The sequence below is a fragment of the Methylovirgula sp. genome, from assembly GCF_037200945.1.
Lineage (GTDB): Bacteria > Pseudomonadota > Alphaproteobacteria > Rhizobiales > Beijerinckiaceae > Methylovirgula.
Genome location: NZ_JBBCGP010000001.1, coordinates 1873575 through 1900262, shown reverse-complemented (window position 1 = coordinate 1900262; position 26688 = coordinate 1873575). Strand labels below are relative to the sequence as shown.

The following is a 26688-nucleotide window of genomic DNA, read 5'->3' as shown; positions in this document are numbered from 1 at the left end:
ATTCGACCTTCGGTCCATGACATCGGTCAAAGATGGAAAGCGACTAGCGTTCCACCGCGAGTGCAATGCCCATACCGCCGCCGATGCAAAGCGTCGCAAGGCCTTTATGCGCGCCGCGCCGCTGCAACTCATGCAGGAGAGTGACGAGAACCCGCGCGCCGGACGCGCCGATCGGGTGGCCGATGGCAATCGCGCCGCCGTTGACGTTGACGATACCCGGATCCCAGCCGATGTCCTTGTTGACGGCGAGCGCCTGCGCCGCAAAGGCTTCATTGGCCTCGACGAGATCGAGATCCTTGACCTTCCAGCCGGCTTTTTCGAGCGCCTTGCGCGTCGCCGGGATCGGGCCCGAACCCATCAGAGACGGATCGACGCCCGCGGTCGCCCAGGCGGCGATACGCGCCAGCGGCGTGAGACCGCGCGAGCGCGCCTCGTCGGCACTCATGAGAACGAGCGCGGCAGCGCCGTCATTGAGGCCCGAGGCATTGCCGGCGGTGACGGTACCGTCCTTGGAAAAGGCGGGCTTCAGTTTCGTCAGCGCCTCAAGCGTCGTTCCCGCACGGATATATTCGTCGCTGTCGATGACGATGTCGCCCTTGCGCGTCGAGACGGTGAAGGGTGTGATTTCGTCAGCGAATTTGCCCGCCTTCTGCGCAGCCTCGGCTTTGTTCTGCGAACCGAGCGCGAATTTGTCCTGATCCTCCCGGCTGATCTGCCACTTGGCGGCGACATTCTCGGCGGTAATACCCATGTGATAATTATTGAAGATGTCGGTGAGGCCGTCCTTGATCATCGAATCAATGAACTTCACATCGCCCATCTTGGTGCCGGCCCGCAGATGCGCGACGTGCGGCGACAGCGACATGCTTTCCTGACCGCCGGCCACGATAATCTTGGCATCGTCATTGGCGATCTGCTGCAGGCCGAGCGCGACGGCGCGTAAACCCGAACCGCAAACCTGGTTGAGCCCGAACGCTGTCTTCTCTTTCGGTATGCCGGCCTTCATCGCCGCCTGACGCGCCGGGTTCTGTCCTTCGCCCGCGCCGAGAACTTGACCGAGGATGACTTCATCGACTTCGGACGGGTCGACTTTGGCGCGCTGCAGTGCAGCACTGATGGCAACCGCACCGAGCTGATGCGCCGGAATCGCGGCAAAAGCACCATTGAAAGCGCTCACAGCGGTCCGTGCCGCTCCTACGATGACGACCTCGCGAGACATTACTCACTCCTCTTGGCCCAAGCTTCGCCCCGCCGATGCCGGGCCCGTCGTAAACCATTCTCTGCATTTCCGGCTTGGCGGCGTCAAGGAAATCCGGGATCGTCCTTTTGGACGATAAGAATTTCAGTTTTCGCAAAGCCGCAAAGAGCTTATGGTCTGTTGCGCAGCGGTTTGCGGGATCTTTGTTTGATACTGATCTCTTTGATGGGTGGTTATCCAACATGGCTAATGACAAGCAGCCCACCACAATTAAGAAATACGCCAATCGGCGCCTCTACAATACCGGTACCAGCGCCTATGTGACGCTCGAAGACCTTGCCGAGATGTTGAAGAAAGGCGAGGACTTCGTTGTCTATGACGCGAAGACCGGCGAGGAAATTACCCGTTCGGTTTTGACGCAGATCATTTTCGAGCAGGAAGGCAAGAACGGCCAGAGCCTGTTGCCCATCGCCTTTTTGCGCCAGCTCATCCGCTTCTATGGCGACTCTATGCAAATGCTGGTGCCGAGCTATCTCGAATTCACGATCGACAAGCTCACGACGGATCACCACAAGTTCCGCGAACAATTCGAGACCGCGCTTGGCGTTTCGCCACTCACCGTGCCAACCCGCCAGATGTTCGGTTCGCTCGAAGAACAGACGCGCAAGAACATGGCGCTGTTCAATCAGGCGCTGACTATGTTCACGCCTTTTGGCGCCGCAAAGCGCACCTCCGAAGCGGAAGCTTCCGAGGCAACGGAAGATAGCGGCAAGGCCGATCTCGACAATATGAAGCGTCAACTCGACGAATTGCAGAAGCGGCTCGAGCAGCTCGTCCCGAAAGAATAAACGACTGAGTTGGGGAACCGTTTGCGCGGTTTCAGGCTCGGTTCTTGGCTTCGCGGAGAAGCGCGAACGCTTCTTCCGCGGGAGCGCCTTCAAGTCCCAGGCTTTGCTGAATGTCTGGATCGCCGACGCGTAAGAACGGATTTGTCGCGAGTTCGATATCCATCCGCGTCGGCAACGTGAGCCGCCCTTCGGCACGCAGGCCGGCGACATCTTCCGCACGTGCGCGCAACGCCGCGTTGTCCGGATCGACCGAAAGCGCAAAACGGGCATTGGCCAGCGTATATTCGTGCCCGCAATAGATCTGCGTCTCGCGCGGCAAGGCCGCCAGCTTCATCAGCGATCGATAGAGGACTGAGGGCGGTTCCTCGAACGGCCGGCCGCAGCCCATCGCGAATAAAGTGTCGCCAGCGAAGAGCAAACGATCGTCGACAAACCAATAGGCGATATGGCCGCGCGTATGGCCTGGCACGGCCAGAACCTTGGCCGGGTGCACACCGATCATGACGGTGTCGCCGTCGTTCAATGGCTGGTCAAGGTGGCCGATCCTGTCGGCCTCGCGCGCCGGACCGCTGATCCGTGCATCTGGAAAAGCCGCCTTTAAGCCGGGCACGCCCTGAATGTGATCGGCGTGATGATGCGTCAACAAAATGTCGGACAGAACCCAGCCTTTTGTCGCGAGCGCCGCGAGGATGGGTGGCGCGTCCGGCGCATCAATCGCTGCGGTCGCCCCCGTCGCCGGATCATGCAGAAGCACGCAGAGATTGTCGCTGAGGCAGAGGAACTGATGGATTTCGAGACTCATGGCGCTCGCCTGCGGATGCCGACACGGATGAACCAGGTCCGCGCCAATCCGCGGCGAGCAACCTCTGGTAACTTATAGCGCGAAAAAGGCTTTCCGCGAGCCGGCCCGGCATGCAAGGAAGGCAGCATGTCGCTCGATATCGTCGATCTGCGCAGTTTTTACGATTCGCCCCTGGGCAAGGCGACCGAGCGTTTTGTGACCCAGGCGATCCGGACCCGTTTCGACACTTGCGTCGGCCAGACGGTCCTCGGCGTCGGCTACGCCGCACCCTATCTGGAAATGTTTCGCGGCGACGCCGTGCGGGTGTTGGCCTTCATGCCCGCGGAGCAAGGCGTGGTGAACTGGCCTGCGCCCGGTCCCTCCGCCTCAGCCTTGATCGAGACCGGCATGATGCCGCTGCCCGATTCCTGCATCGATCGGGTGATCCTCATCCACGCCCTCGAAATCGCCGAACATCCGCGCGAACTACTGGGCGAAATCTGGCGGATTTTGACGCCGGGCGGCCGGCTGCTCGCCATCGCGCCGCGCCGCGCCGGACTTTGGGCGCAGCTCGACACAACCCCTTTCGGCAACGGCCAGCCTTTTTCGCGCAGCCAGCTCCGCGACCTGATGCGTGAGACGCTATTTTCGCCGACCCATTGGGGCGAGGCGCTCTATTTCGCCCCGTTCGAGGGCAAGATCGTCCTGCGCTCGGCGCCCCTCTTCGAGAAGATTGGCGCCAAGCTCTCACTGCCCGGCGCTGGCATCATTTTCGTCGATGCGATGAAGCAGCTTTACCGTCCGATAGGCGTCCGGCGGACGTCTCACGCTCTACAGCCTTTGCAGCCGGTGCTTGGCACAAGACCCGCCGGCATTGCGCCTGGGTGAGCGCCTAGCGCGGTATTGGGCCCGGCGGAAGCTCCAGTTTAAGCCCGAACGATTTCGCCAGAAACAATCCGCCATGCAGCAGGCCGCTGCCATCAATGCCGTGGCCCAGACCCGGCGCCAGATGCCATTGCACCGGGATATCCGCCTCAGCCAGTTGCTCCGCCGCGATGAACATCGCCTCGACCGGGATCACATCGTCCTGATCGCCATGCGCGAGAAGGATTGGCGAGCGCTCGTCCTTGGCATCCTTGGCCTGCGCACTCGCCAGATGCTCCGGCCCGGCGAGAAGGCCGGAATAGCCGAGAATGGCCGCGGGGGCGCGTTTGCGTCGCAAGCCCACATGCAGTGCCAGCATCGTCCCCTGGCTGAAGCCGACGAGGGCAAGCCGGTCGTCGCCCAGGCCGTAGCGGGCGAGTTCCGCATCGAGAAATTGATCGAGCCCCGGCTGCGCGCCGTTGACGCCCGGCCAAAGTTCGCTTTCGTCGCGCAAGCTTAATGGAAACCATTGCCGCCCGACCGGCGCCTGCGCGCAGGGCTGCGGTGCATGGGGCGCGGCAAAAGCTGTCCCCGGCAAAAAGTCCCGCCATTGTTCGCCGATTGCGATGAGATCGTTGCCGTCGGCGCCGTAGCCATGGAGGAAAACGACAAGTTGTTTGGCGTGGCCTTTTGGCGCGAGGCGAGGACCGTCGAGACTGGGAGCCATCTAAAAATTCCAGGAGAGAACCAAGGCAAGCTAAGATCGTTCTTGCAAGAAAGTGACATGCCCGGCAAGTCTTGCTGCGCTGGGGAATCTTGCTGCGCCGCAGGGACGTCCCATTTGAGGTCTATTGCCTCCATAATCGATGCGCGCCGGGACGCAGACCGGCCAGTGGACGTAGCGACGAGTCCCAGCGATGACACGATCCTATATTTCGCGCATATTTCGCTTCGCACCCTCGCCGAATGGCTATTTGCACCTCGGCCACGGCTTTTCAGCATTGCTCAATCGCGAAATGGCGCGCGCCGCCGGTGGCAAGCTCCTACTCCGGATCGAAGACATTGATCTCGAACGCTGCCGCCCGGAATTCGAGCAGGCAATCTATGATGATCTCGCCTGGCTCGGCCTCGACTGGCAGCAGCCGGTGCGCCGTCAATCCGAGCATTTCGACGCCTATAGCGAAGCTTTGACGAGTCTGAAGAAACGCGGGCTTGTCTATCCCTGTTTCTGCTCGCGTGCCGATGTGGTCGCGGCCGCATCGGAGCAGGCCGATGTGAAACGCGATCCGGACGATTCGCCGCTTTATCCCGGCACCTGCCGTCATCTTTCGCCGGCCGAACGCAAGCGGCGGCTCGACGCCGGACAATCCGCAACGTGGCGGCTCGACATGGCGGCCGCCCTGAAAGAGGTGCGGCACGCGATCGATTGGCGCGAATACGATGGCGGCACTGAGCCGCGCCTTGTCGAAGCAGAGCCCGCGCTTTGGGGTGACGTGGTGCTGGCGCGCAAGGACGTCCCCGCGAGCTATCATATCGCAGTCGTCGTCGACGATGCGCTCCAAGGCATCACCGATGTCGTGCGTGGCGAAGATCTCTTCACGGCGACCGGCTTACATCGGTTGCTGCAAACTCTGCTCGACTTGCCGTCTCCTGATTATCATCATCATGAACTTCTGCGCGACGCCGCGGGGCGCAAATTATCGAAAAGCCTGCGGGCCAAATCGTTGCGCGCGCTGCGTCAGGACGGCTTCACGCCTTCCGAGATCGAGGCCCAACTCGGCTTGAATGAGCGCAGCTTTTCTTTCGTGCCTTAGAAGGCTTCGTAAATTCGGCAGAATCGACGCCACGTCTGTGGGTTGCTATAGCAACCTCAAAGCGAGTGCGCCCGCCCTCTCCCGGCGCGGCCAGAGCGGGATGCGAAAAGTGGGTACCGGTTTTTCGCGCGAATCCCGCTCTAATTATTAGAATCGATCACGTTTCATGATTTTGGATCGATTCAATCCAAAATCATCGTGATCCAGAGGACGAAAGCGCCGCGATGACGTTTCACTATGCCCCGATCTTTCCCGCCACCAGGGACGAGACGCCCTACCGTAAATTGACCGACAAGCACGTGCGCATCGAAAAATTCGGCGCGCGCGACATGCTCGTCGTCGAGCCGGAGGCACTGCGACTTCTTGCTGAAGCGGCGATGATCGACATCAATCATCTGCTGCGCCCGGGCCATCTCGCGCAGCTTGCGAAAATCCTCGACGATCCCGAGGCGACGCCCAACGACAAATTCGTCGCTTATGATTTGCTCAAGAACGCCAACATCGCCGCCGGCGGCGTTTTGCCGATGTGTCAGGATACCGGCACCGCTATCGTAATGGGTAAGAAGGGTCGTCTTGTCTTCACCGAAGGCGGCGACGAGGCGGCGCTCGCCGAAGGCATCTGGAACGCTTACGAGAAAAAGAACCTGCGCTATTCGCAGCTCGCGCCGCTCTCGATGTTCGAGGAGACGAATACCAAGACCAATCTGCCGGCGCAGATCGAAATCTATAGCGACGGCGAGGACGCCTATAAGTTCTTGTTCATGGCAAAGGGCGGCGGCTCCGCCAACAAGACCTTTTTATATCAAGGCACGCCATCGCTGCTGACGCACGACCGGATGATCGCATTTCTGAAAGAGAAGATTCTCACGCTCGGCACGTCGGCCTGCCCGCCGTATCATCTCGCGATCGTCATCGGTGGCACATCGGCCGAGATCAACCTGAAGACAGTCAAGCTCGCATCGACGCGCTACTACGATACGCTGCCGCCAGTGGGCAGCACCGACGCGCGTGCGTTCCGCGACCGCGAGCTTGAGGAAGAAATTTTCGCACTCACCCAAAATCTCGGCATCGGAGCGCAATTCGGCGGCAAATATTTCTGTCACGACGTTCGCGTGATTCGTCTGCCGCGGCATGGCGCTTCGCTGCCGATCGGGCTTGGCGTCTCATGTTCCGCCGATCGCCAGGCGCTCGGCAAAATCACCAAGGACGGCGTGTTTCTCGAAGAGCTCGAACACGATCCGGCGAAATATCTGCCGGCTGTCGCAAAGGAAGATTTGAGCGGCGATGTCGTCCATATCGACCTCGCCCAGCCGATGCCGGAAATTCTCGCGACGTTGTCAAAATATCCAATCCGCACCCGACTTTCTCTCAGCGGACCGATGATCGTCGCGCGCGATCTCGCCCACGCGAAGCTCCGCGAGAAGCTCGAACGCGGTGAGCCGCTGCCGGATTATTTCAAAAATCACCCGGTCTATTACGCCGGTCCGGCGAAGACGCCGACGGGATATGCATCCGGCTCCTTCGGACCCACGACCGCGGGACGAATGGATTCCTACGTCGATCAATTTCAGGCCGCCGGCGGCTCGATGGTCATGCTGGCAAAGGGCAATCGCTCGTCGCAAGTACGCGAGGCGTGTGCGAAACATCACGGCTTCTACCTTGGTTCGATCGGCGGAGCGGCTGCGCAACTTGCGCAGGATTGCATCACCAAGGTAGAGGTTCTTGCGCATCCCGAACTTGGGATGGAAGCGATCTGGCGCATTGAGGTCAAAGATTTCCCCGCGTTCATCGTCATTGATGACAAGGGGAATGATTTCTTCAAGGAACTAAACCTGGGCTGAAGCGTTCAGTCATTGCCCAATTCTTTTTGCGTATGTTTTCGTTTGTGCGTCCGCAACCCCTCTGGGAGGAATAATGCCTCGTTCAAAACTGTCTCTTGTCGGCGCCGGCTCAATGTTGGCAGGCGCCTTGACGTTCTCGCTTCCGCCAATGCAACCGGCCTACGCCCAGGACCCAGGTGCCATAGCGGCTGGACTCATTGGTGGCATCGCGGGCGCCTTTGCCTTCGGCGGCCGCAACTATTGCTTCTATGACAACGGCTGGAATGGACCCGGCTGGTATTGGTGCGGCTACGGCTACAACGACGGCTATGGCTACGGCGGCCCGACGGGCTGGCACGGTTGGGCGTGGCGTGGCGGTCGGGCACCGGGTTATCGCGCGGGCTGGCACGGCGGCCGCGGCGGCGGACGTGGCGGCTTCCACGGCGGCGGACGTCCTGGCGGCGGTGGTTTCCATGGTGGCGGACGCCCCGGCGGCGGTGGACGTCCGGGTGGCGGCGGATTCCACGGCGGCGGTGGCGGTCATGGTGGTGGCGGCCACGGCGGTGGTGGTCACGGCGGCGGTGGGGGACATGGTGGTGGCCACGGCGGCGGCCACAAGTAAGTTTCCCGGCTAAAACGCCAACGTTGTTCATGTGGCCGGGCCTTCGCCCGGCCACAGCTTTAATAGGCGATCTTTACGACCTCGAGCCGCTCGATGCCTTTGGGCGTGCGAACCTCGACTTCATCGCCAGCTTCGGCCTTCAGCAACGCCCGCGCGACAGGCGAAATCCAACTGATCTCGTTGAATTCCGAGCGCGCCTCGTCGATGCCGACGATGCGGACCATCTTCTCTTCACCCGCGGCGTTCAGATAGGTCACGGTCGCACCGAAAAAGGCGCGAGTCTTGTCGGTCTGCTTCCGGGGATCGACGATTTCGGCACTCTCGATACGCTTGAGCAGAAAGCGCATCCGCCGGTCGATCTCCCGCAGCCGCTTCTTGCCGTAGATGTAATCGCCGTTCTCTGATCGGTCACCGTTGCCGGCCGCCCAGGATACAGTTTCGACAATCTTCGGCCGCTCGTCCTGCTGCAAATTGCGGAACTCGTCGCGCAGCCGCTGGAGTCCTTCCGGGGTCATGTAATTGGTAACGCCACCCGGCAAATCGGGGAGTTCGTCGTCGAGTTCGACTTCGGTGTCGTCTTCCTTGGTGAAGGCTTTGCTCATACCGGAATAATTGGGGTAAACCTCGGCTCTGACAAGGGCTTAGTCGCTTGCATTCGCCGCCTTCTAGCTGGCGGCTCTCTCCAGGAAATCTCTCAGATTTTCGTCGAGCTTCCGCGCGACAAAATCGACGCTTTTGTCGCCAAACTGTCCAAATGTCGAAGCTGGCTGATCGTACTCAAATGTAGCTTTGCCTTCGGGACTTTCCAGAAGCAGGACCCGGATGGGCGCGTAAAGACCAGCAGAGAGATTGTGTCGAGTCATCAACGATGCAGTCAGCGGATTTCCAATGTCATATTGAATGGCCTGCCGTTTTAATCCGGCGATTGCCAAAAGCACGCCGTGGTCCCGGCTTCCAAAGATTGAGAGAGTTGCCGCAGCTTCAAGTTCTTGTCGTGCCCGATCAACCAGGCCGTAACGGAGCAGCGTCCGGAAGCCGTCATCGAGGCGCGGAAGAAGCGCTTCAAGGTTTGCTTTTACAGCAGCAAAAGTATTGTTTGATCGGATTGTGACGTGTTCGACGCTTACTTTTTCGATGGACGTATTGCTACTGACCATTGGGATGCCTTTGTCGCTTAAATTGTGGGGGAAGGCCGAGGCGTTCCTTTTTCCTCAGTGCAAGCGTGGGCTCCCGGCATAGAGACGCTGGGAGCCCTATCGTCACTCCGCGAGCGCGGCCTTTTCAATTACGGCGGCGACTTCCTTCGCATGGACGACAAGAGACGCATGGCTGCCAGCGACTTCCGTCGTTTGAGCCTTAATCCGGGCCGCGAAAAACTTTTGGGCCTCGGGCGCAATGACCTTGTCCTTCGTGCTGATCACATAGAACGTCGGTTTGTCGTGCCATGCGGCGGTATCGACCGGAGCCTCGAACGCCGTGTGGTTTAACGGGAGTTGCGAGTTCGCCAGGGACTCCGCGATCTGCGGAGGAAGATCAGCCGCGACTGCTGAGGGAAATACTTTGGGATCGATGTAGAGGTTGCCCTTTGCGTCAGGATGAATCGCTGCAGTGCCCTCGGTCGCGGGGCCGCTCTTCGCCAGGGATGCCAGCGATTCACCCACGTCAGGCGCGAACGCGGAGACGTAGACAAGTGCCGAGACCTTGGGATCATTACCTGCTTCGGTGATGACCACGCCGGCCCAGGAGTGACCAACAAGAACAGTCCTGCCGTCCTGCTTCGCGAGCGCCTGTTTGGTAGCTTCCACATCCGCTGCCAGGGAGGTAAGCGGATTTTCGACGAGCGTTACGTTGTAGCCCTTCTTTGTGAGGATATCGGCAACGGGCTGCCAGCTCGTTTGGTCCACGAAAGCACCATGCACGAGAACGATATTGTGAGCCGCCCCCTTAGGCGGTTGAGCCGATTGGGCGGGGAGCGGTAATTCCAGCGATGAGGACGCTGGCCGCTGAGAGTAAAAGATTTCGCATTGAGTGCTCCTGATGGAACGTCGGACGACGCTGGTCTCCGCAAAGTCGCAGTTCTTCCATCTGCGGTTGGCGAAATGGCTGCTCCACGATGCGTCGGGCCGCCGCGACATGACGTAATAGGAGGGGTTGTCAGACGATAGCGCCCAATCGTCTAAGTATTGTGTCTGATCGTCCGCAGGATTACTGTTCAGCACGTGGATATCCTCGCCGAAGTGCTTGATCGCGTTCGCCTGGGCGGAACCCTGCTCTTCCGCTTTGAGCTCGGCCATCCCTGGAGCCTGGCGTTGCCAGCGCGTCCCTATGCCCTGTTCCATTATCTCTGTCGTGGCTCAGCGACCCTCGCCCTCGAACAGGGACCGGAGCTCTGCATGACCAAGGGCGACTTTGTCGTCGTCACACGCGGCGAGCCCCATGTGTTTTACTCGGATCGCCAGACGAAGCCGCTCCGGATTGGAGACTTCGATCGCCCTGCTGGACAACTTAGCTCCGTTCGTCACGGGGGCAATGAGCAGCCGTTCTCGAAGATGATCTGTGGTTATTTTGCTGTGTCACAGCCCTCGCGCGGCAGCTTGCTGGAATTGCTTCCGCCTGTGCTTCTCCTGAAGCCGACCGTAGACCGTGATTGGCTCGGATTGATTCTCGAACGCATAGCGAGCGAGTCGGCGGTCGAGCGTCCCGGCCAACGCGTCGCGCTCTCGCGATTGACGGAAGTGCTGTTCGTCGAGGTGCTACGAAGCTGGATCAGTTCTCTCCGTCCCGGAGAAGGCGGATGGCTCGGGGCGATGGCCGACCCGCATATCGGGCCAGCGCTTCAGTTGATGCACAAACAACCGGAGCAGCCCTGGACGATTCGTGACCTTGGGCAACGCGTGGGGCTCAGTCGCTCGGCGTTTTCGGCGCGTTTCACCAAACTCGTCGGGCAGTCTGTGTACCGATATCTGATCACACGGCGGATGGAGGAGGCGGCGTTTCTGCTAGAGTCGACCGACGATGGGATTTCACGTATCGCGAGCCGAGTGGGTTACGGGACTGCGGCCGCATTTTCAAAGCTGTTTTTTCGACATCACGGCCTATCGCCTGGCCGTTATCGAGCAGCTCGGCGCGCGGACGGCGGCCAGAATTTGACGCCTGCACATTCGAAGTAAACATCTCCATTGGAATGTCTGCTTTCGCGCTCTTGTCGTCTCAAAGCCGCCGTTCCGCTTTCGTGAAGATCCCATGAGGTGGTGACCGACGAAAGCTCTGTCAGAGTGGAGTCGCCCACAAACCCTGGAGGTCATCATGCAAGTTACTGCCGATCATGCCGAAGCTCATATCGCTATCCGAACTGATCTTGGCGCGATCTTCGTCTCCCTGGAGCTCTCACGTTCAAAGTGGCTGGTCACATCTATATCGCCGGGTACCGGCGAGAAGATGTCGAAGTTCAACGTTGACGCCGGCGACATCCCAGCCTTGCTGGCGCGATTTGGGGATCTCCAGCGTAAGGCCGAAGCTCGCACCCGACAGGGCTTCCGCATCATATCGATCCAGGAGGCTGGCCTGGATGGTTTCCGGATACACCGGATTCTCGAGCGCGAAGGCGTTGAGAGCTATATCGTCGACCCTGCATCCATTGCGACGTCGCGCCGGCGGCGGCGGGCAAAGACCGACAGGATTGATGGCGAGGCACTCGTTCGGGCCTTGCTAGCCTATAAGCGCGGTGAGCCGCGAGTTTGCGCCATGCTTCGGGTGCCTACTCCGGAGGACGAAGATCGCCGCCGCGCGGTGCGGGAGCGCAAAGCGCTGCTCAACGAGAGAATAAGGCATGTCAATCGGATTAAGGGTTTACTCTTCAACCAAGGGATATCCAGATACGAGCCCTTGAACCGAGATCGGCGTGAGCGCCTCGAGACGCTCGTGACCGGAGATGGGCGCCGATTGCCGACGGCGCTGAAATCGCAGATCAGCCGTGAACTCGACCGTCTCGAGCTGCTGATCAAGCAAATCGGAGAGGTCGAAGAGACACGCAACGCCATGCTGGCTACGGCCGAAAAATCAGCGTCGGAACCGGCGCTGTTACTCAAGCTCAAGGGCATTGGTCCCGAGTTTGCCGCGGTCCTTTGGTCCGAAGGTCTATCAAGGCACTTCGACAACCGAAGGCAGGTGGCTGCTTACGCAGGTCTTGCGCCGACGCCGTGGCAAAGTGGTCAAATCAGCCACGAACAGGGTGTATCCAAGTCGGGCAATCCTAGGCTGCGCGCGACGCTTGTTCAGCTCGCATGGCTATGGGTACGTCATCAGCCAACTTCCGCGCTCACCGCATGGTTCAAGGCGCGAGTGGCGCAAAATGGCGGTCGTCAGAAGAAATCCGCGATCGTCGCGCTTGCGCGCAAACTTCTCGTGGCACTCTGGAAGTACGTCAACGCCGGAATCGTCATCGAAGGTGCCGTTGCGAGACCCTGACAAAAGCCACGCCGCACTCTTTCAGAAATCTGTCAGGACTGGTTAACCCTGGCAGACCCTCGGTAGACGAGCCGACGAAACTCATGGCTTGAAATGCCGCCGTTGAAGAATGGCTTCGTCTTCTCGAGTCCGGATCCGCCGCAAGCGGGATTATGGTTCAGGTGCGATGGCCCTGACCGAATATAAGGTGGACAGGGTTCGCTCGCGAGCCGCGTCATGCAATGGACTCGACCGTTTGATCTATGACGACATCGTGGAAGGAATTGCCTTGACGATCCTCATATAAGAGTTTCGCATGCCGACAGGCGTACGAAAGTCCCCGAAGAACGAACCCGCGGTGTGCAGAGCGTAATCTATGGAGATTTGGGATCTATGCGCGTGCCAGCGTTTTGCCGGGCGGCGAGTCTGAAGCACGTTGGCTCGATCTGAGACCTCGTAGCGACTGGAGCAATAGGCTGCAGGCGAGCATTTCTGGCGAGAGTATTGTCGCTGATCGCGTTGTTAGGAACAATGGGCACGCAGGAAGTCTGTGGCCGCAACGATGGCGCCGCGGCGTGGCATAGGATCAGGCCGTGCCGGGTCACGACGGTGCCGTCCCGGTTGCTGTGAACGCTTGCGGCGGCGCACGCGGTTGGCTCCAGCGCCCGAATGTCTCGATGATGCGCATGTGGCCACCGCAGCAGGGACATGGCGGGAGCGGATCGGGCAAATCCGCCGATTTGGGAGCTTCTTCTGGAGGTGCAGCGGCCAGGAGTTCGCGGATGTGAGCTATGCTGGCCATGCGTGTGCCGCTGGCAAACAGGCCATAATGGCGAATGCGATGAAAGCCGCGTGGCAGCACATGCAGCAGGAAGCGGCGCATGAACTCGTGTGGATGGAGCGTCATGACCTGCTGGCGCTCGGACCCGCGGCGGCGGTAATCCTGATACCGGAACGTGACGCCATCCTTGCCGAAGGCGATCAGCCGCCGGTTCGAGATCGCGACCCGATGCGTGTAGCGGGAGAGATAGGCGAGTACCGCCTCGGGCCCGGCAAAGGGGGCCTTGGCATAGACGTGCCACTTCTTGCGTCTAAGTGGCGCGACATGCCGAACGAATGCGCGCCTGTCATCAAGGCTTTTTAACTTGCCGAAGAAGACGAGCCTGCCTGCGGCATGCAGGCTGAGGAGCCGTGTGAGGAACAGTCGGCGGAAGAGCTTCGAAAGGACTCGGACCGGCAAAAGGAATGCAGGGCGTGACCCGATCCAGCGCTCGCCATCTGGCGAGATTCCGCCGCCCGGCACGATCATGTGCACATGTGGATGATGCGTCATTGCTGATCCCCACGTGTGCAACACCGCCGTGATACCGATCCGGGCGCCGAGGTGTTTTGGATCGGCGGCGATCGACATCATCGTCTCCGACGCCGTCTTGAACAGCAGGTCGTAAACGATCGCCTTGTTCTGCCAGGCGATGTCGCCGACCTCGGCGGGCAGTGTGAAGACGACGTGGAAATAGCCGACCGGCAGCAGATCGGCCTCGCGTTCGGCAAGCCATGCGCGCGCCGCCGCGCCCTGGCACTTTGGGCAATGCCGGTTGCGGCAACTATTATAGGCAATACGAAGATGACCGCAGTCGTCGCAACCCTCGACGTGGCCGCCGAGTGCTGCGGTCCGGCAGGTCTCGATCGCCGACATGACCTTCAATTGCGCGAGGTTCAGATGCCCTGCCTGCGCGGCACGGTAGCTTGCTCCTGCGGCTCGGAAGATATCGGCGACCTCCAGCGCGGAGGTCTGCACGCCGCCTCAGCTGCCGACCTCAGTCTTATCGCTGATGAGGTTTGCGATCTTGTCGAGAGGGCTGATCACGGTCCGCACTGTCCGCGTTGCGACCTTGGTGTAAAGGGCGGTGTTATCGAGCTTCGCGTGACCGAGGAGTACCTGGATCACACGGATATCGAGCCGTCTTCAAGCAGATGCGTTGCGAAGCTGTGGCGCAGCGTATGCGGGCTGACCCGCTTGGTAATCCCGGCGATCCGAGCCGCGTCTTCGACGACCCGGCTCAACTGGCGCGTGGTGATCGGCCTGATGTGGTTTTGGCCGGGGAACAACCATCCGCCGGGCAGCATCCCCCTTTGGCGGCGGCCTTCCTTCCACCACGCCCGCAGCAACGCAAGGAGATCCGGCGAGAGCATCGCATTGCGATACCGGCCGCCTTTGCCGCGCTCGACCCGGATCAGCATGCGTTCGCTGTCGATATCGCCGACTTTGAGCACAGCCACTTCGGCGACTCGAAGGCCTGCGCCATAGGCAACACTCAGTGCGGCGCGGTGCTTAAGGCAGCTGGTGGCTGCCAGGAGTCGGGCAACCTCATCCTGGCTCAATACCATCGGAAGCTTGCGAGGATAGGAAACGCGCAGCAATTTGCGTGATAGATCGGGACGGTCGATCGTTGTGGTGAAGAAGAAACGCAAACCCGAGATATGGCTGTTCATCGCTGGCGCCGGCATTCCGGCTTCCCGCTGCTCGACCTGGAAGCGGCGAATATCTTCAGGCGTCGCGAGATCCGGCGAGCGCCCCAGGAATGCAGCGAAGCGCTCGACCATGCGCAGATAGTCATGCTGCGTCTTCGCCGAGAAACCGCGAACGTTCATATCCTCGATCATCCGCTGGCGCAGACCGGTCGCGGAAGTGACGGGCTTGTTCATAGGTAGCTCCTCTCAAGTTGAAAGAAGCTATCTTGGTCACATCACCTGCCGGCCTTCTCAGAGGCAAGCTCAATGCCCGTCAGTGCCCATCCCCCTAAATCCAAAGCACCTTCCGCGAAGCGATTCGTTCTCTTCGGCCCATGGCAGTCGTGAAGCATCAGAACATGGCTAGCTCCGACATCGGCGACGACCGCCACCTTTTCTGGACTTCGCCGCGCCTGCGTGGCAAAAGCCCCCAAGCCAAAACACCCGTGAATTATGATGTCTGATATCTCTGATCTGGAACAGGAAACGCTCGCTGCCGTCGCCGCTGCTGCGGACGAGTCTGCGCTCGAAACCGTGCGCGTCGCCGCGCTGGGCAAAAAGGGCTCGATCTCGGCCTTGCTCGCCGGCCTCGGCAAAATGGCGCCGGAGGAGCGCAAGACGCAGGGCGCCGTCATCAATGCCGTGAAGGATCGCGTCAGCACCGCGCTTGTCGAGCGTCGCACGATCCTCAAGGAAGCCGCGCTCGAAATGCGGCTCGCCAATGAAACGCTCGACGTGACGCTACCGGCGCACACGAGCCCGCTTGATCTCGGCCGCGTTCATCCGATCTCGCAAGTGATGGACGAACTCGCGGCGATTTTCGCCGACCTCGGCTTCGCCATCGCCGAGGGGCCGGACATCGAGACCGACGATTATAATTTCACCAAGCTCAACTTTCAGCCGGACCATCCGGCGCGGGAGATGCACGATACGTTCTTCCTGAAGCCGGACGCGTCGGGCGAACGCAAACTGCTGCGCACGCATACGAGTCCGGTGCAAGTGCGCACCATGCTGACGCAACGGCCGCCGATCCGCGTTATCTGCCCCGGCCGGACGTATCGCTGCGATTCCGACCAGACCCACACGCCGATGTTTCATCAGGTCGAAGGTCTCGTCATCGACAAGCAGGCCAATCTCGGCAATCTGAAATGGGTGTTGAGCGAGTTCTGCAAGGCCTTCTTTGAAGTGCCTGACGTCAAAATGCGCTTCCGCCCGAGCTACTTTCCGTTCACCGAGCCGTCGATGGAAGTCGATATCCAGTGCTCCCGTAAAGCCGGCGAGATTCGCTTCGGCGAGGGCGAGGATTGGCTCGAAATTCTCGGCTGCGGGATGGTTCATCCCAATGTGCTGAGGAATTGCGGCCTCGATCCCGAAGTTTATCAGGGCTTTGCCTGGGGCATCGGCATCGATCGCATCGCCATGCTCAAATACGGGATGCCGGATTTACGCGCCTTTTTCGACGCGGACGTCCGCTGGCTGCAGCATTATGGCTTCCGGCCGCTCGACATTCCGACGCTACTCGCGGGCTTGAGCGCCTGACCGGCGGCGCTCAAAAATCGCTGGCAATGCCCTTCACTTCCCAATCGCCATAACGGATCGGGTCGGGTCCATCGCGGCCGCCGATTTCGGCCGGGCGCGCGGCCTCCTGCTTTTGCACGCGGCGCGCCTCGGCTTCAGTCAAAGCGCGTTGCGCCGCTGCGCTCAGCACCCGCGGTTTTATTTGATCCCCGGTCTTTTCGTCCAAACCCTGATTCCTTGTCATCGCACTGTGTGCAGGCGCGCTTTCCGCCGCATTACGCTGGCACAACGGTAGCTTATCTGAAAGTCTGATTTCCGTCACAAGCTAAGGCAATGGTAAGTCTGTACGAATCATCCGCGCCGGCCGATCTGCCTGGCAGCGCGCGTTCGGCCCGCGATCCGCGGCCTGTCAGGGGGCGCTCTTGATGAAGAAGCCGCAGCGCGCTGCCGCCGCAGATCTTGCCAAGCAGGAGGCCATGAAGGCGCCGGGCCTCGCCGCGCGCCTCGCCGCCGCCGCGATCCTTCGCGATGTCACCGTCAGCGGCCATACACTCGACGAGGTCTTCGCGGCGCCGATGGGGCTATCCCGTCTTGGCGGCCTTGCGCCGCGCGACATTCCGCTCATTCGCTCGATCGTCACCGCGGCGCTGCGCCGGCTCGGCACGATTCGCCACGCGCTCGCGGCCCTCCTGGACGACGGCTTTCCGCGCTCCGCGCCGCAACTCGAATGGACGCTGACGGTCGCGGCCGCGCAAATCCTGTTTCTCGACGTTCCCGATCACGCGGCGGTCGATCTCGCCGTCCGGATGGCGCGGCTCGATTCGAAATGCGCGCCCTATGCCGCGCTGGTCAACGGCGTCGCGCGCAATCTCATTCGCCGGCGCGAGGAATTCCTCGCCGTGGGCCCGGCGCTCGATATCGACACACCAGCCTGGCTCGCGGCGCGTTGGCGCAAGGCCTATGGCGAAGAAATGGCGCAAGCAATCGCGACCGCCAATCGTCTTGAGCCGACATTGGATATCAGTGTCAAATCGGATCCTGCTCAATGGGCAGAAAAGCTCGACGCGGTTCTTCTGCCGACGGGCTCCATACGACTCAAGTCGCATCAGCCGATTCAAGAGCTTTGCGGCTATGAGGACGGCGCATGGTGGGTGCAGGACGCGGCAGCAGCCTTGCCGGCTCAGCTTCTGAACGTCACACCCGGTCTGCATATCGGCGATCTTTGCTCAGCGCCGGGCGGCAAGGCAGCGCAGCTTGCGGCGCGCGGTGCGCGCGTCACGGCCGTCGATCGTTCCGCCGAGCGCCTGAAGCTTCTTGCGGCGAATTTTCAACGGCTGCAGCTTGAGGCCGAAGTTGTCGTCGCCGATGTGACGACGTTCAGCGGCCCCACATTCGATGCCGTGCTGCTCGATGCACCATGCTCAGGCACCGGGACGATCCGGCGTCACCCGGATATCGCCTGGATCAAGAAGACCGGCGACATCGCCAAACTCGTTACGCTGCAAGCGCGAATGCTCGATAAGGCCTTCGACCTCGTCAAACGCGGCGGCACGATCATTTATTGCGTGTGCTCGATCGAACCTGAAGAGGGCGAGCAGCAGATCGCCAATCTTTTGCGCCGTAATCCCGACGTATCGCGTGTGCCGATCAGCGCGGAGGAAGTCGGCGGACAAACGGACTTTATCAATGCGTTAGGTGAACTGCGCACACTCCAGCCTTATTTGCCGGCCGAGGAGCCCCGTCTCTCGGGCATCGACGGCTTCTTTGCAGCAAGACTTGTGCGTCAATCCTGACATTCCGCACGCTTTGCTGGACCAAGCTGATATTTTGACCGAAATTGGCGCACCGCCGGCTGGAGCCATCGCCGGCAGACGGGGTTGCTGCACGCACGTGAACGTAGGAGAGAAGCTGCATATCGGGCGCCGTGTCGCAAGGCGCGCGGGCCTTTTCACGCGGCGCGGCGCGACGGCGCCTTTTGCCACGCTCGCGACTCTGCGCGCGAAGGCGCCCGAACGTTTGCTAATCGCGCCTCAGGATTTGCGCACGACAGATGCGACCATCGCCGGTGAAATCTATTCCGGTTATTTCGCGCTTGCCGGCAAAGTGGTCAATCTTCGCGGTCTCTCGCCGTTCGAAGCTGTCGCGCCCTCGCAGAACTGGGCGCGCGCGCTTGCGAGTTTCGGCTGGCTACGGCACTTGCGCGCTGCCGATACGGCCCTCGCACGTGCCAACGCGCGTGCTTTGGTGAGCGATTTTTTGGCGCGCAACGAAAAGCCGGATCGTTCCCCCGCCTGGGAGACGGGCGTCGCGGTGCGGCGGACCCTGTCATTTCTCTCGCAATCGCCGATCATTCTCGAAAACGCCGATCGCGCCTTTTACCGCCGCTTTATGCGGGCGTTGATGCGCTTGCAATATTTTCTCGAACGGCAGATTGCGGCGCATCTCGTCAGCGGCGAAGACCGCCTGCTCGCCGCAATCGGTCTGGCCGAGCTGGGCATTTGCGCGCAGGTCAGTGTAAATTTCCAACGGCGCAGCACGCATCTGCTCGCGACCGAGCTCGCCCGCCAAATCTATCCAGATGGCGGCCACATCAGCCGCAACGCCGATACGCTCATCCGCCTGCTGCTTGATCTTCTGCCCTTGCGGCAGGCCTATGCGGCGCGCGCTGTGCCGCCACCCCCGGAGCTTTTGAACGCAATCGACCGAATGGTGCCAATGTTACGGCTGCTGCGCCATGGCGATGGCGCGCTCGCTCTCTTCAACGGCATGGGCGTAACGCCGGTAGACGTCATTGCCACCGTCCTTGCCTATGAGGACCCGCGCGCGAAGCCGCTCTTCAACGCGCCCTATAGCGGCTATCAGCGGGTTGAGGCGGCCGACAGCATCCTGATCGTCGACACGGGACGGCCACCGCCGCCGGAATTTTCGACGCGCGCCCATGCCGGCGCTTTATCATTTGAGTTTTCGATCGGGCAACAACGGCTGATCGTCAATTGCGGTGCGCCGAACGACGAGCTTTCGGCGGCGCGAAGCGCAGCGCGGACAACCGCAGCGCATTCCACACTCGTCGTCGATGATACATCGTCCTGCCGTTTCGCGGCGGCGGAAGGGACTGAAAAATGGCTGCGCGATGAAATCATTTCGGGCCCACGCAATGTTACCGTCGAGCGCCAAACTCAGCCGGACACGACGAGCCTGAAGACCTCGCATGACGGCTACCGCACGCGCTTCGGCCTCATCCATGAGCGACGGCTCACGCTTAGCGCCGATGGAATGCGGCTCGATGGCGAGGACAGACTCAGATCGGTGTTAAAAAAGCCGAAGGCCACTCCTTTCGCCATCCGCTTTCACGTCCATCCCAGCGTCGAGCCCTATAGCGCCGTTGAAGGCCGCGCTGTGCTTCTCGACCTGCCCGACGGTACGCGCTGGATGTTCAGTGCTGAGGACATGCCGATTGCGATTGAAGAAAGCATCTTCTTCGCCGCGCCAGACGGATCGCACGCGACCCGGCAATTGGTGATCTACAGCAATGTCGAGCAGCCTGCGTCTGTCGCCTGGACTCTGCGCGCCATCATGACACAAGAAGAATACGAGGACACACAGCCAGAAGAAGCTTAGCCCTCTTCTAGCCGCGTCGCCGCGACCCAGGCGCGCGCGCGCGTCTCCGGATCAGCATTAAGGGTGATATCGGTGACAGCGGCGGCGCTGTCGGCGCCCGCTGCAAAGACGCCCGGCGCGCGCTCCAGCGTGATGCCACCGATGGCCACAAGCGGAATGGCGCCGATTTTTTTCTTCCATTCGCCGATGCGATCGAGACCCTGCGGCGCGAAAGTCATCGCTTTCAGGATCGTGGGATAAATCGGCCCCAGCGCGATATAATCCGGCTTGAGTGCGAGCGCGCGCGTGAGCTCGGCCTCGTCGTGTGTCGAAATACCGATCTTGATATTCGCGCCGCGGATCATCGCCACATCGGCAATGTCGAGATCACCCTGCCCGAGATGCACATGCGTGCAACTGAGGTCAATCGCCTCCTGCCAATAATCGTTGACGATCAGCTCAGCACCCGCGGCGAGACAGAGAGTTCGTGCTGTCCTGATCTCACGCCGGACGTCCTCGATCGGCTGATCCTTGACGCGCAATTGCACGAGCCTGACGCCGCATGTCAGGAGTCGCGCGACCCAGTCCGCGCTATCGACAATGGGGTAGAAGCGGTCAAGCACGTTTGGGCAAATCCGAGAAGGCGCGGCCGATCTGCGGCGTCGATGGCTCGGCCATATCACGCGACAAAATCGGATCGGCACAATAGCCGAGACGCCCAGCTTCGATGCCAAGCGCGAGGGCGCGGGCCATCGCGACAGGATCGCCGGCTTTGGCGATGGCGGTATTCAACAAGACCGCGTCATAACCAAGTTCCATGGCCGCGGCGGCATGAGCCGGCGTTCCGATGCCAGCATCGATGATGAGCGGCGTCGATGGGAAATTCTTTCGTAACGCCTGGAGCCCGAAAACATTGTTGAGGCCACGGCCCGAGCCGATCGGCGCGCCCCAGGGCATAAGCACTTCACAGCCAGCGCCGACGAGTCTTTCGGCGACGAGCAAATCTTCCGTCGTGTAGGGAAACACCTTGAAACCCGCGCGCGAAAGGATCCCTGCCGCCTCGACAAGTCCGAAGACATCGGGCTGCAAGAGATCATCGTCGCCGATCACTTCGAGCTTGATCCAGTCGGTGGCGAAAACCTCGCGCGCCATCTCGGCCGTCGTCACGGCTTCCTTGACACTGCGGCAACCGGCCGTATTCGGCAGAACCTTGACGCCAAGGTCGCGGATCAAACTCCAGAAACTCTCGCCAGCGCGGCCCTTGCCCGCCTCGCGCCGCAGCGAGACCGTGACGACTTCGGCGCCGGACGCTTTGACCGCGTCGGCAAGAACGGCCGGCGACGGATATTGCGCCGTGCCGATCAACAAACGCGAGCCAAGCGTCACACCATAAACTTCAAAGGGCGCATTCTGCATGGGCAATCCTGATCAGCCCCCTTGCCGCGGCACGAGGATTTCGACGGCATCACCGGCGCGAAGCGGCGTGGCCGGGCGATCAATCGCGCGGACAAAGGTTTGGTTCACCGCTGTCGCAACGAGTCTATTCTGATAGTCAAGTTCAGCAAGCAGGGCCGCGAGCGTCGTCGCGGCAACATCATGCTCTTTGCCGTTGACGCGGATTTGCATCCATCACCTCCGGAAAAGTTTCATCCCTGAGCGCCACGGCGACGGCGCGGCGCGCCAATGCCGGCGCCAGAAGAAAGCCATGTCGATAAAGCCCATTGATATAGATCGTGCGGCCCTCACGCCTGATGCGCGGCATGTTATCCGGAAATGTCGGACGCAGATCGGCGCCGGTCTCGACAATCTCCGCCTCTCCGAAGGCCGGATGCAGCGCATAAACCGCGCTTAAAAGCTCGAGCATCGAACGCGCCGTAATGCGCGGACGTTCCTCATTCTCGACCGCTGTCGCACCGACCATGAAGCGCCCATCGCCGCGCGGCACGACATAGACGGGATGGCGCGGATGCAGCAATTGCACCGGCCGCTGAAACACGATCTCGTCGGTTTTGACGACGAGCATCTCGCCCTTCACGCCGCGCAAATCAGGCAAGGCGTCGCGCGCGGCAAAGCCGCGGCAATCGATTGTCCAATCGGCTTCGTCGGCGATCACCTCGGCAGGCGTATCGAAACGAAATGTTACGTGCTCGAATTCCCGCAGGCGAGCGACAAGCTTTTCGATCGCCAAGCGCGGATCGAGGTGCGCTTCGCCGGGAAAGAACAGTGCGCGGTCAAAGCGTCCACCCAGATGCGGCTCGCGCATCGCAAGCTGATTGGCGTCGAGCCATTCATGCCCGGATGTTCGCCGCGAGAAACGAACGAGATCGGCACTGTCGCGCGCGGAGGCGACAAGCAGGCTGCCGTTGACCGTCGCGAGCTTGAGCGTCTCGGCCCAGAAGGCCAGACCTTCGAGTCCCCATTCAATGACAAGCGGCGGCGCGCTCTCGGCCTCGCACCAGGGCGCCAACATGCCGCCGGCAAAATAGGAGCAGCCGTGGCCGGGCACGGCCTCGCGCTCGACGATTTCGACTGTCTGGCCGGCAGCGGCGAATTCATAGGCTGCCGTGAGGCCGGCAACGCCAGCACCGAGGATGCGGATTTTTTTTTGAGAAACCATGATGACCATCCCTACGCCAGTACAAACTGGATCAGGTTCGAAGGGTCGCCGGGCCGCTTCTCACCGAAGCGCTGCCAGCCTCTCAGCCCCCTGACGGGGATCCCCTAGGCACAATCTTAGATAATCCCCTCAGGCGGGGGCGTCAACGAGGCGGCTACGCCCATTCGCCCTTGCGGAAGACCGGCACGCGCGAACCATCGGGCTTAATGCCGTCGATGTCGATCTTGTCGGAGCCGATCATCCAGTCGATGTGGATAAGGCTCGTATTGCCGCCTTGCGCTGCGATCTGTTCGGGCGTCAGTTTGTCGCCATCGATGAAACATTTCGCATAGCATTGGCCAAGCGCGATGTGGCTGGCAGCATTCTCATCGAACAAAGTATTGAAGAACAGAAGGCCGCTCGCCGAGATTGGTGACGAATGCGGCACCAGCGCAACTTCGCCAAGCCGCCGGGCGCCATCATCGGTTTCGAGAACCTTGCGCAGCACATCCTGACCATGCGCGGCTGTCGCCTCGACGATGCGGCCCGCCTCGAAACGCACCGCGATCCGGTCGATCAGCGTGCCCTGATAAGAGAGCGGCTTGGTGCTGACGACAGTGCCTTCGACGCGATGTGCATGTGGTGTCGTGAAGACTTCTTCGGTCGGGATATTCGGATTGCAGACAACGCCGTTCTTGGCGACCGACGCGCCGCCTTCCCATTCGTGGCCATCCGCAAGCCCGATCGTCAGATTGGTGCCCGGCCCAGTATAATGCAGGGCGGCAAAGCGCTGGCCGTTGAGCCATTGGGTGCGGCTGCGCAGGGCGGCATTATGCGCGGCCCAGGCCGCGATGGGATCGGCCTTATCGACGCGCGAGGCGGCGAAAATCGCGTCGCTCAATTTCGCGACCGCGACATCCGGCTCGTCCTGCGGAAAAACCTGATGCGCCCAGGCCGCGCCCGGAAAAGCAGCGATGTTCCAGTTGATGTCAAAGCCCGCGATCTTTTCGAGGGCCGGCTTGTAGGCAATGGAATTGGCCTTGTTGGCCCGCGCGACCTTGGCCGGGTCTTCGCCCGCAAGCAGCATCGGATTGTCGCCGACGATGGCGAGCCGTGCGGTGTTCGCGGCAAAGGCTTTGCCGATGCCTTCGTACAGCCAACCCGGCGCGCGATCGAAACTTGCGTCGTGCGCAAAGCGAAAGCGCGCCAATGTCATCTGTTCGTCGGCGAGCATCGGCGTCACGAGGCCAGCGCCGGCTTTATAGGCGTGTTCGACGATGCGCCGCACGAAGGCAAGCGCCGTAACCGGCGCCGTCAGAAACACGTCCTGACCTTCTTGCAGATTCAGCCCGACCTTGACGACGACCTCGGCAAGCTTGTCGAGTTTTGCTTCGTCAATTGCGGCAGCGATTTTGCGCTCGTGCGTTGTCATGTGGCTCCGCGGGTTCGAGTCGAGACAAGCGGCTTATGCCGCGAGCAGGCTTTCGAAAAGCGCCCGTCCGTCGGTGCCACCGACGAGGGGGTCGATCAGATTTTCCGGATGCGGCATCAGCCCGAGCACGTTCAAAGTCTCGGAATAGATGCCGGCGATGTCATGCACCGAGCCATTCGGATTGGCCGCGCCGCCGAGAGTGCCGGCAGCATCACAATAGCGGAAGGCAACGCGCCCTTCGCCTTCGAGCCGCGCCAAGGTCTCACTATCGGCCGTGTAATTGCCTTCGCCATGCGCGATGGCGACCTTGATCACCTGGCCCGTTTGATATTGCGCCGTGAAACCCGTGTCGGCGCGTTCGACGCGTAAATGCTGCATATGGCAGGCGAAGCGCAAATTCGTGTTGCGCATGAGAACGCCCGGCAACAGACCCGCCTCGCAGGCGATCTGGAAGCCATTGCAGATGCCAAGAACACGGCCGCCGCGCTTTGCGTGCGTGCGCACCGCATCCATCACCGGCGAGCGCGCCGCGATAGCGCCGCAGCGCAGATAATCGCCGTAGGAAAAGCCGCCGGGCAGAACCACAAGATCGGTGCCGGCCGGAAGTTCAGGCTCGCCATGCCAGACGATCGACGGCTTTTGCCCGGTTACGCTGGCGAGCGCGCGAAACACATCGCCTTCGCGATTGGACCCGGGAAAGAGAATGATCGCAGCGTGCAATGAAGACCTCAGGCGAGTTCGATGCGATAGTTCTCGACGATCGTGTTGGCGAGCAATTTCTCGCACGCCATCTGCAGCAGCGCCTGCGCCTTTGCGCGGTCCGCTTCCGCAATTTCGACCTCGAAAATCTTGCCCTGCCGCACGCTTTCGACGCCGGGAATATCGAGCGACTTCAGCGCGCCTTCGATCGCTTTGCCTTGCGGATCGAGAAGCCCGTTTTTCAGCGTGACGATGATATTGGCTTTCAAGATCGATGCCTCGTGTATGCGCGGCCATACTATATCGGCTGGCAGACATAATAAAACCCCGCCGCGTCGGCGGCGGGGTTTTGATTTAAACCAAGGTGAAGCTCAAGATTGAACGAGCTTCGGACCCGACGCGCGTGGTTGCTCGTTATCCTGCAGAATACCGAGCCGGCGCGCCACTTCCGTATAAGCTTCGACGAGACCGCCCATGTCGCGCCGGAAACGATCCTTGTCGAGCTTGTCGTTCGACTTGATGTCCCAAAGCCGGCAGGAATCGGGGGAGATTTCGTCGGCGACAACGATGCGCATCGTATCGCCTTCCCACAGGCGCCCGGTTTCCATCTTGAAATCGACGAGCCGGATGCCGACGCCGAGGAAAAGCCCGGTCAGGAAATCGTTGACGCGGATAGCGAGCGCCATGATGTCATCGATTTCTTGCGGCGTCGCCCAGCCGAAAGCGGTGATGTGCTCTTCCGACACCATCGGATCGTTGAGTTCGTCGTTCTTGTAGTAGAACTCGATGATCGAACGCGGCAGTTGCGTGCCTTCCTCGAGACCGAGGCGGGTCGAAAGCGAGCCTGCCGCGACATTGCGCACGACGACCTCAAGCGGCACGATCTCGACTTCGCGGATCAATTGCTCGCGCATATTGAGCCGCCGGATAAAATGCGTCGGAACGCCGATATCGTTCAGATTCTGAAAGACGAACTCGGAAATCCGATTGTTCAGGACGCCCTTGCCGTCGATGACCTCATGCTTTTTGGCATTGAAGGCGGTGGCGTCGTCCTTGAAGTGCTGGATAAGCGTGCCCGGTTCGGGTCCCTCATAAAGGACCTTTGCCTTGCCCTCGTAAATGCGGCGGCGGCGATTCATGGGAATTAACCGTGGCTTGAGGTGGTCCATGGGAGGCCCTGGCTCCTTTCAGGAATGTCCCGGCCTGGCCGTAAGGCGATCAAGGCCGGGCAGGCGATTCAGGCGGTGCGGCGCCGCGGGTCCTAGACGGTCGTAGCTTTTTCGGCCGTTCAAGACAAGCAAATAGCGGGCTAAAGCATCGCACTCGTAAATCTCACCTTGACCTAGACTGTCTTATTTCTGTCGTAGATTTCAACAACTTAAGGCGCGAATGCAAAGATCGGCATGAACGATCCCGGTCCTCGACTCATTATATGGTTAGTCCCGGAGCCGAAAAAAGACCTGTCACATGGCGCCCCGCCCGAGCGGTGGCGCCCGGCGCCAAGTCCTATGGCCGAACGCCCCGTTCCGGGCTAGGTTCGAGCCCTTATTGCGATACGGATTGGCGAGGCGGCGATGACGACATTCGACGAACGCGAAAAAGGTTATGAAGCCCAGCTTGCTCACGACGAGGACCTGAGATTCCGGGCCTATGTGCGGCGCAATAAAAACCTCGGGCTATGGGCGGCCGAGCGGCTTGGCAAATCCGGCGAAGTCGCCGAGGCTTATGCGGCGACACTGATCAAGACCCACCTTGATGGCGACGGCGATGACAGCGTTTTCGCTAAATTGCGTGCCGATTTCGCCGCCGCGGGCCTGTCAGATTCGGAACACCAGATCCGCCGGGAAATGACCGAGACGCTCGCCCAGGCGATCCGCGAGATCAGTTCGCGCGGAACGCCGGCTCACTAACCTTTCTTTCAGCCGCCGCAGGGCATGATCGA

At 60.8% G+C, this 26688-nt stretch carries 26 protein-coding genes, 2 pseudogenes and 1 riboswitch; of the genes and pseudogenes, 11 read left to right on the top strand and 17 right to left on the bottom strand.

Translation table 11 applies throughout. The annotated features are described in order from the left end of the window. Positions 1–43: 43 nt before the first annotated feature. Positions 44–1219: an acetyl-CoA C-acetyltransferase gene (locus WDN02_RS09235; protein WP_337293209.1), complete on the bottom strand. Its 1176-nt coding sequence runs from the start codon at positions 1217–1219 to the stop codon at positions 44–46. Positions 1220–1440: 221 nt separating this feature from the next. On the opposite strand from WDN02_RS09235, the gene phaR reads away from it, so the two are divergent. After that, complete coding sequence (gene phaR, locus WDN02_RS09230; protein WP_337293208.1) at positions 1441–2046, top strand: polyhydroxyalkanoate synthesis repressor PhaR; 606 nt, start codon at positions 1441–1443, stop codon at positions 2044–2046. Between the two features lie 31 nt (positions 2047–2077). Here phaR and gloB read toward each other — a convergent pair whose 3' ends face one another. After that, entirely contained in the window at positions 2078–2848 is a 771-nt protein-coding gene (gene gloB, locus WDN02_RS09225; protein WP_337293207.1) for a hydroxyacylglutathione hydrolase, read from the bottom strand. 126 nt (positions 2849–2974) lie between these two features. Here gloB and WDN02_RS09220 point away from each other — a divergent pair, with 126 nt between their 5' ends. Further along, a complete protein-coding gene (locus WDN02_RS09220) occupies positions 2975–3715 on the top strand; it encodes a class I SAM-dependent methyltransferase (RefSeq protein WP_337293206.1) in 741 nt (246 codons plus the stop codon). A gap of 4 nt (positions 3716–3719) precedes the next feature. On the opposite strand, the gene WDN02_RS09215 is transcribed toward WDN02_RS09220, so the two are convergent. Then, positions 3720–4418, bottom strand: coding sequence for a dienelactone hydrolase family protein (locus WDN02_RS09215; RefSeq protein ID WP_337293205.1), 699 nt, complete (start codon positions 4416–4418; stop codon positions 3720–3722). A gap of 190 nt (positions 4419–4608) precedes the next feature. Between WDN02_RS09215 and gluQRS the strand changes: the two genes are divergently transcribed. From gluQRS to WDN02_RS09200, 3 genes are all read left to right on the top strand, one after another. Beyond that, complete coding sequence (gene gluQRS / locus WDN02_RS09210; RefSeq protein ID WP_337293204.1) at positions 4609–5505, top strand: tRNA glutamyl-Q(34) synthetase GluQRS; 897 nt, start codon at positions 4609–4611, stop codon at positions 5503–5505. A gap of 224 nt (positions 5506–5729) precedes the next feature. Beyond that, positions 5730–7346, top strand: coding sequence for a fumarate hydratase (locus tag WDN02_RS09205; protein WP_337293203.1), 1617 nt, complete (start codon positions 5730–5732; stop codon positions 7344–7346). Between the two features lie 73 nt (positions 7347–7419). Continuing rightward, positions 7420–7947, top strand: a complete 528-nt coding sequence (locus tag WDN02_RS09200) for a hypothetical protein (RefSeq protein WP_337293202.1) — start codon at positions 7420–7422, stop codon at positions 7945–7947. A 59-nt stretch (positions 7948–8006) separates the two neighbouring features. Here WDN02_RS09200 and greB read toward each other — a convergent pair whose 3' ends face one another. From greB to WDN02_RS09185, 3 genes and pseudogenes are all read right to left on the bottom strand, one after another. Next, entirely contained in the window at positions 8007–8549 is a 543-nt protein-coding gene (gene greB / locus WDN02_RS09195; RefSeq protein ID WP_337293201.1) for a transcription elongation factor GreB, read from the bottom strand. 63 nt (positions 8550–8612) lie between these two features. Next, on the bottom strand, positions 8613–9104 hold the full coding sequence (locus WDN02_RS09190) for a DUF302 domain-containing protein (protein ID WP_337293200.1): 492 nt from the start codon (positions 9102–9104) through the stop codon (positions 8613–8615). Between the two features lie 102 nt (positions 9105–9206). Further along, positions 9207–9972: pseudogene (locus WDN02_RS09185) on the bottom strand (alpha/beta hydrolase). A 194-nt stretch (positions 9973–10166) separates the two neighbouring features. On the opposite strand from WDN02_RS09185, the gene WDN02_RS09180 reads away from it, so the two are divergent. Next, the gene (locus WDN02_RS09180) at positions 10167–11117 is read left to right on the top strand and encodes an AraC family transcriptional regulator (RefSeq protein ID WP_337293199.1); all 951 of its coding nucleotides are present in this window, start codon (positions 10167–10169) and stop codon (positions 11115–11117) included. 136 nt (positions 11118–11253) lie between these two features. Further along, positions 11254–12414, top strand: coding sequence for an IS110 family transposase (locus WDN02_RS09175; protein WP_337292134.1), 1161 nt, complete (start codon positions 11254–11256; stop codon positions 12412–12414). A 580-nt stretch (positions 12415–12994) separates the two neighbouring features. Here WDN02_RS09175 and WDN02_RS09170 read toward each other — a convergent pair. Further along, positions 12995–14191 carry an IS91 family transposase gene (locus tag WDN02_RS09170; RefSeq protein ID WP_337292133.1) on the bottom strand — a complete coding sequence of 399 codons (1197 nt, stop codon included), beginning with the start codon at positions 14189–14191 and terminating at the stop codon, positions 12995–12997. 6 nt (positions 14192–14197) lie between these two features. Then, positions 14198–15099, bottom strand: a pseudogene (locus WDN02_RS09165) (site-specific integrase). A gap of 261 nt (positions 15100–15360) precedes the next feature. On the opposite strand from WDN02_RS09165, the gene pheS reads away from it, so the two are divergent. Continuing rightward, on the top strand, positions 15361–16443 hold the full coding sequence (pheS, locus tag WDN02_RS09160; RefSeq protein WP_337293198.1) for a phenylalanine--tRNA ligase subunit alpha: 1083 nt from the start codon (positions 15361–15363) through the stop codon (positions 16441–16443). Between the two features lie 10 nt (positions 16444–16453). On the opposite strand, the gene WDN02_RS09155 is transcribed toward pheS, so the two are convergent. Continuing rightward, complete coding sequence (locus WDN02_RS09155; RefSeq protein WP_337293197.1) at positions 16454–16666, bottom strand: DUF1674 domain-containing protein; 213 nt, start codon at positions 16664–16666, stop codon at positions 16454–16456. A 181-nt stretch (positions 16667–16847) separates the two neighbouring features. Between WDN02_RS09155 and WDN02_RS09150 the strand changes: the two genes are divergently transcribed. Next, the gene (locus tag WDN02_RS09150; RefSeq protein ID WP_337293196.1) at positions 16848–18215 is read left to right on the top strand and encodes a transcription antitermination factor NusB; all 1368 of its coding nucleotides are present in this window, start codon (positions 16848–16850) and stop codon (positions 18213–18215) included. 97 nt (positions 18216–18312) lie between these two features. After that, entirely contained in the window at positions 18313–20040 is a 1728-nt protein-coding gene (locus tag WDN02_RS09145) for a heparinase II/III family protein (RefSeq protein ID WP_337293195.1), read from the top strand. Here WDN02_RS09145 and WDN02_RS09140 read toward each other — a convergent pair. The 8 genes from WDN02_RS09140 to purC all read right to left on the bottom strand — a co-directional run bounded on the left by WDN02_RS09140 (position 20037) and on the right by purC (position 25915). Then, the gene (locus tag WDN02_RS09140) at positions 20037–20642 is read right to left on the bottom strand and encodes a thiamine phosphate synthase (RefSeq protein ID WP_337293194.1); all 606 of its coding nucleotides are present in this window, start codon (positions 20640–20642) and stop codon (positions 20037–20039) included. The two genes, WDN02_RS09145 and WDN02_RS09140, sit on opposite strands and share 4 nt — an antisense overlap. Next, positions 20635–21435: a thiazole synthase gene (locus tag WDN02_RS09135; RefSeq protein ID WP_337293193.1), complete on the bottom strand. Its 801-nt coding sequence runs from the start codon at positions 21433–21435 to the stop codon at positions 20635–20637. The genes WDN02_RS09140 and WDN02_RS09135 overlap by 8 nt, the downstream gene beginning before the upstream one ends. 12 nt (positions 21436–21447) lie before the next feature. Further along, on the bottom strand, positions 21448–21645 hold the full coding sequence (gene thiS, locus WDN02_RS09130; RefSeq protein WP_337293192.1) for a sulfur carrier protein ThiS: 198 nt from the start codon (positions 21643–21645) through the stop codon (positions 21448–21450). Then, a complete protein-coding gene (locus WDN02_RS09125) occupies positions 21614–22636 on the bottom strand; it encodes an FAD-dependent oxidoreductase (RefSeq protein WP_337293191.1) in 1023 nt (340 codons plus the stop codon). Before WDN02_RS09125 ends, thiS begins: the two co-directional genes overlap by 32 nt. After that, positions 22628–22752, bottom strand: a riboswitch (TPP riboswitch). Its footprint overlaps the gene before it by 9 nt. A 38-nt stretch (positions 22753–22790) precedes the next feature. Further along, a complete protein-coding gene (locus WDN02_RS09120; protein ID WP_337293190.1) occupies positions 22791–24047 on the bottom strand; it encodes an aminopeptidase in 1257 nt (418 codons plus the stop codon). A 33-nt stretch (positions 24048–24080) separates the two neighbouring features. Further along, a complete protein-coding gene (purQ, locus tag WDN02_RS09115) occupies positions 24081–24767 on the bottom strand; it encodes a phosphoribosylformylglycinamidine synthase subunit PurQ (protein ID WP_337293189.1) in 687 nt (228 codons plus the stop codon). Positions 24768–24775: 8 nt separating this feature from the next. Then, positions 24776–25015, bottom strand: a complete 240-nt coding sequence (gene purS, locus WDN02_RS09110; RefSeq protein ID WP_337293188.1) for a phosphoribosylformylglycinamidine synthase subunit PurS — start codon at positions 25013–25015, stop codon at positions 24776–24778. 102 nt (positions 25016–25117) lie between these two features. Further along, a complete protein-coding gene (gene purC / locus WDN02_RS09105; protein ID WP_337293187.1) occupies positions 25118–25915 on the bottom strand; it encodes a phosphoribosylaminoimidazolesuccinocarboxamide synthase in 798 nt (265 codons plus the stop codon). A gap of 405 nt (positions 25916–26320) precedes the next feature. Between purC and WDN02_RS09100 the strand changes: the two genes are divergently transcribed. Continuing rightward, the gene (locus WDN02_RS09100; protein ID WP_337293186.1) at positions 26321–26656 is read left to right on the top strand and encodes a DUF1476 domain-containing protein; all 336 of its coding nucleotides are present in this window, start codon (positions 26321–26323) and stop codon (positions 26654–26656) included. Positions 26657–26688 lie beyond the last annotated feature (32 nt).

Excerpts from the sequence above, each read along its gene's own strand:
- WDN02_RS09235 (WP_337293209.1), bottom strand. The coding sequence starts at position 1,219 with ATGTCTCGCGAGGTCGTCATCGTAGGAGCGGCACGGACCGCTGTGAGC.
- phaR (WP_337293208.1), top strand. The coding sequence starts at position 1,441 with ATGGCTAATGACAAGCAGCCCACCACAATTAAGAAATACGCCAATCGG.
- gloB (WP_337293207.1), bottom strand. The coding sequence starts at position 2,848 with ATGAGTCTCGAAATCCATCAGTTCCTCTGCCTCAGCGACAATCTCTGC.
- WDN02_RS09220 (WP_337293206.1), top strand. The coding sequence starts at position 2,975 with ATGTCGCTCGATATCGTCGATCTGCGCAGTTTTTACGATTCGCCCCTG.
- WDN02_RS09215 (WP_337293205.1), bottom strand. The coding sequence starts at position 4,418 with ATGGCTCCCAGTCTCGACGGTCCTCGCCTCGCGCCAAAAGGCCACGCC.
- gluQRS (WP_337293204.1), top strand. The coding sequence starts at position 4,609 with ATGACACGATCCTATATTTCGCGCATATTTCGCTTCGCACCCTCGCCG.
- WDN02_RS09205 (WP_337293203.1), top strand. The coding sequence starts at position 5,730 with ATGACGTTTCACTATGCCCCGATCTTTCCCGCCACCAGGGACGAGACG.
- WDN02_RS09200 (WP_337293202.1), top strand. The coding sequence starts at position 7,420 with ATGCCTCGTTCAAAACTGTCTCTTGTCGGCGCCGGCTCAATGTTGGCA.
- greB (WP_337293201.1), bottom strand. The coding sequence starts at position 8,549 with ATGAGCAAAGCCTTCACCAAGGAAGACGACACCGAAGTCGAACTCGAC.
- WDN02_RS09190 (WP_337293200.1), bottom strand. The coding sequence starts at position 9,104 with ATGGTCAGTAGCAATACGTCCATCGAAAAAGTAAGCGTCGAACACGTC.
- WDN02_RS09175 (WP_337292134.1), top strand. The coding sequence starts at position 11,254 with ATGCAAGTTACTGCCGATCATGCCGAAGCTCATATCGCTATCCGAACT.
- pheS (WP_337293198.1), top strand. The coding sequence starts at position 15,361 with ATGTCTGATATCTCTGATCTGGAACAGGAAACGCTCGCTGCCGTCGCC.
- WDN02_RS09155 (WP_337293197.1), bottom strand. The coding sequence starts at position 16,666 with ATGACAAGGAATCAGGGTTTGGACGAAAAGACCGGGGATCAAATAAAA.
- WDN02_RS09150 (WP_337293196.1), top strand. The coding sequence starts at position 16,848 with ATGAAGAAGCCGCAGCGCGCTGCCGCCGCAGATCTTGCCAAGCAGGAG.
- WDN02_RS09135 (WP_337293193.1), bottom strand. The coding sequence starts at position 21,435 with ATGCAGAATGCGCCCTTTGAAGTTTATGGTGTGACGCTTGGCTCGCGT.
- thiS (WP_337293192.1), bottom strand. The coding sequence starts at position 21,645 with ATGCAAATCCGCGTCAACGGCAAAGAGCATGATGTTGCCGCGACGACG.
- WDN02_RS09125 (WP_337293191.1), bottom strand. The coding sequence starts at position 22,636 with ATGGTTTCTCAAAAAAAAATCCGCATCCTCGGTGCTGGCGTTGCCGGC.
- WDN02_RS09120 (WP_337293190.1), bottom strand. The coding sequence starts at position 24,047 with ATGACAACGCACGAGCGCAAAATCGCTGCCGCAATTGACGAAGCAAAA.
- purC (WP_337293187.1), bottom strand. The coding sequence starts at position 25,915 with ATGGACCACCTCAAGCCACGGTTAATTCCCATGAATCGCCGCCGCCGC.
- WDN02_RS09100 (WP_337293186.1), top strand. The coding sequence starts at position 26,321 with ATGACGACATTCGACGAACGCGAAAAAGGTTATGAAGCCCAGCTTGCT.